This window comes from Terriglobia bacterium, assembly GCA_035712365.1.
GTDB lineage: Bacteria > Acidobacteriota > Terriglobia > UBA7540 > UBA7540 > SCRD01.
In genome coordinates, this window is sequence record DASTAW010000047.1 from 1 (window position 1) to 3,838 (window position 3,838).

Below are 3,838 nucleotides of genomic sequence, written 5' to 3' on the forward strand. Positions count from 1 at the left end.
GGCTGGTATGCCTTCCCAGGCGGCAATGCCGGTATAGCCCGCCACATTGTAAAAACCTTGATTCCGGATTCGATTGCCGGATCCCGCACCCTCAAAGCGGTCTGTTCCAACAAGGTGAACTTTGCGGCGCTTGACCGCCCCGGACAACCGGCGCGGGTCCGCCTGGGAGCCACGGTCGTTCGCGTTGAGCACCAAGGGCAGCCGCACAGTTCGCCATTTGTCTGGATTACCTATACGCAGGGTGGAAAGGTTTATCGCCTGAAGGCGCGTTCAGCAGTGATGGCCGGCGGTTGCTGGACCACCAAACTGGTTGTTCGCGACCTTCCTGCAACTCACCGCGAAGCCTATGCGCAGTTCTACCGCTCCCCGTGCATGATTGCTAATGTGGCAGTGCGCAACTGGCGATTTCTCTACAAGCTGGGGGTTTCCAGCGCTCAGTGGTTTGAAGGGCTCGGCTCCTTCACTTCCGTACATAAGGTCCCGCTTTTCAGCGGAGCGCCGCCCACCATCGGACCCGATTCGCCAACCGTCATTACGCTGAAAGTTCTTTTTGGCCACCCCGGAAAACCGATCGAAGAACAAGGCAACCTCGGACGGATGGAACTTCTGTCAACTTCGTATCGCGAGTATGAACGCAAGATTCGCGAGCAGTTGACCGAGATGTTCTCCCAATCAGGTTTTGACGCGCGTCGCGATATTGCTGGGATCGTGCTCAACCGCTGGGGCCATGCCTACGTCAATCCCCAACCGGGATTCTTTTTTGGCAAGGATGGCAAGCCGGCGCCGCGTGAAATCCTGCGGGCTGCGCCCTTTGGCAGAATCGCTTTCGCTAATACTGACCTTTCAGCCACGCCAGACCACAGAACCGCAGTTCTGGAAGCTCACCGGGCCGTGGGGCAACTCCTTAATCAGGTGATCCGCTGACGTCCGCAAAGGCTCACATATCTCCGCGCATATGGGTTCATGCCTGGGTGCCTGGACAGATCGTCCCACGGATGTCTCACTGAGGCCGCATAAGAACTTTATGATAGACTTTGAGGGCTGTGCGCATCACATGCTGGCCGCCTTGGGGCTCATCACTAAGTTTTCGAATGGTTTCGGTCATCTTGAGGAAACGAGCGTCGATAGGGCCGGGAAAGTCTTCAATTTTCAATACGCGGGGGTGGCGGAACTGGTAGACGCAAGGGACTTAAAATCCCTTTTCCCTTCCGGGAAGTGAGGGTTCGATTCCCTCCCTCCGCACCAGGATTTTACGGTCCTGGCAGCCTGGCAACCGTTCGGATTTCCTTCCTGATGGAACCTTGTGACATATCTGCGGGCAGCGACTTCTTTGCAGTGGCCGGGTCTGGAATTCGTTTGGCAGCTTGCCGGCAGGCTTTACCCAAAAGTCGCAATAGGCTTCCTGGAGAAAAGACCTGAAAGTCCCCTTGCCGTTCGCCGGCAGTGAACATGCATCATGGAACGATGGCATGCCTGCTGACCTGCGCGCCGCCTGGCTCCGGATGGAGCCCGACCCAAACCTCGACTCTTCAACGATTTTTCGTGCGCGCTGATACCAGCCAGGCGCAGGGGCAAGCGCTCCCATCTACCAGTCTTTGTGCAATGAGGGGTTCAGGCTGAGTTTCTTGCCGCTGGCCACGTCCAGGTCCTGTGACCATGACTCATACCCCCACTTGGTGATGGTGACCAGATGCTTTCCGAGAGGAATCTGGACTGTGGCGGGAGTGTGGCCCACCTGATAACCGTCAACCATAATGGTGGCGCCTGCCGGAACTGATTTGAATTCAACGGAAAGCGTCTTGCCTGTTTTCGCCTGCTCTTCCAGCGACTTCTTCTTGACGGTGTAGGTCAGATAGGTGGGTTTTTCTGGAGGAGCTTCTTCCTTCTTCTGCCCCTGAGCTTTCTGATCCTGATTCTGATTCTGGTTCTGATTCTGGCTTCCGGCCATACCCTGGTCCTGATTCCCGTTTTGACTCTGCCCCTGGCTTTCATTGCTTTGTTGCTGGCCGCTATCCTGTGGCTTGGGAGCAGAGGCATAGACATAACGGCTGGCCGAACCACTATTCTGATATGCCTCGGAAGCCGGACCGGGGAAGCGCTGATGGGAGCCGGGAACAGGACTATTCGCAACGCTTGAGCTCTGACCCCAAACAGGTGTCGTCAAGGTGAGGAAAGAAACAGCCATAACACACATAAGCCAAAGTCGATGTGACATCTTCATTCTCCATTCCTTAAGGAATCGTATTTCTCCCCTCCAAAAGAACCCATGGCGTCCAGGAAGAGAAAGCCGGGAAAGGCAGGTTTCATGGCTGTAGCAAATGGCAAGGGCCTGCTCTCCAAATCTGTGCCGGAGCCTGCCGCACGTTTTTGTTACCATTGCCTGGCAACCGCCCTTTTCCCCCTTGGCGTAACCCAAGTTCAGTACCCGAACACTTGAACCAGAACACCTGGAAAAGGTGTCCCCATCGCACTACCTTCAGCGCCCCCATAATATCACGGAATTTCGCTCCTCTTCGAAACTCTTAGGCGCGGAAATCCTTTGTGGCAGCCGCCAATCCCAGGGCCTCGGGGCCCACAAATGGCCCGAATCCTCCGGAAACCGTCCATCTTTGCCATTGAATTGGTGCAAAAGAAGTTACATCTCGCTATTCTCCTGTCCCAGAAATAAATGAACTAATCTGGCTTGGCTTGCGTCTAAGATGTAGGAGGCTTAGATGCGAACCGGACGACCCCGAAAACCGTTGATCTTGACCCTCGAAGAGCGCGAGCGGCTCCAGTCTTTGGCCCACCGCGCCCGCAGCCAGCCGCTCCTGGCTCGACGCGCACGTGTGGTGCTGGCCTGCGCCGAGGGGTTGGCGAACAACGCCGTGGCCAAGAGACTGCGCTGCTCGCTCGGCATGGTGGGCAAGTGGCGCTCGCGATTTCTGAAGACTCGGCTGGAAGGACTCTATGACGAGCCACGACCGGGAGCGCCCCGCAAAATCACCGATGCCCAGGTGGAGCAGATTGTGATCCAGACCCTGGAGAGCACACCGCGGGGAGAAACGCATTGGAGCACGCGCGGTTTGGCCCGAGCTACCGGGCTGAGCCGCATGACGATCAGCCGGATTTGGCACGCTTTCGGCTTGCAGCCTCATCGGACCGAGACTTTCAAATTGTCGCCCGACCCCCTGCTGATCGAGAAAGTGCGCGACATTGTGGGCCTCTATATGAACCCGCCCGATCACGCCCTGGTGTTCTCGGTGGACGAGAAGAGCCAGATTCAGGCGCTGGACCGTACCCAGCCGCTGCTGCCGATGCGGCCCGGCCAAGTTGAGCGCCGAACCCACGACTACAAGCGCCACGGGACGACCTCGCTGTTTGCCGCGCTGGAATTGAAGACCAGCCGCGTGATCGGTCAACTGCGCCGTCGCCATCGCTCCGGGGAGTTCCGTCAGTTCCTCAACCAGATCGAGGCTCAAGTACCCGCCGGACTGGAGGTCCATCTTATCCTCGACAACTATGGCACGCATAAAACCGCTCTCATCCGGAACTGGTTCGCGAAGCGCCCCCGCTTTCATCTCCACTTCACTCCCACCTACAGTTCCTGGATCAACCTGGTGGAACGCTGGTTCGCCGAGATCACGAACAAACGAATTCGGCGAGGTGCGTTCCGCAGCGTGAAAGAGCTGGAAGCGGCCATCCGCGAGTACATCGACGTGCACAATGAAAATCCGAAGCCGTTCGTTTGGACGAAAACGGCGGACCAAATCCTGTCCAGCATCGCTCGCTTCGCCCAGCGTGCCTGTCCCTCTCAACCCACTGGACTTACATCACGAACCACTGGGACAGGAGACTA

General features: G+C 57.2%; 3 protein-coding genes and 1 tRNA gene. 3 read left to right on the forward strand and 1 reads right to left on the reverse strand.

The window, feature by feature from the left end:
* Positions 1-924, forward strand: a 924-nt coding sequence (locus VFQ24_14150) for an NAD(P)/FAD-dependent oxidoreductase (protein ID HET9179496.1), incomplete at its 5' end; no start/stop codon positions are given.
* 232 nt (positions 925-1,156) lie between these two features.
* Positions 1,157-1,245: transfer RNA gene (locus VFQ24_14155), tRNA-Leu, on the forward strand.
* A gap of 340 nt (positions 1,246-1,585) precedes the next feature.
* Here VFQ24_14155 and VFQ24_14160 read toward each other — a convergent pair.
* A complete protein-coding gene (locus VFQ24_14160; protein ID HET9179497.1) occupies positions 1,586-2,215 on the reverse strand; it encodes a PEGA domain-containing protein in 630 nt (209 codons plus the stop codon).
* Between the two features lie 499 nt (positions 2,216-2,714).
* Here VFQ24_14160 and VFQ24_14165 point away from each other — a divergent pair.
* Positions 2,715-3,838, forward strand: a 1,124-nt coding sequence (locus tag VFQ24_14165; GenBank protein HET9179498.1) for an IS630 family transposase, incomplete at its 3' end; no start/stop codon positions are given.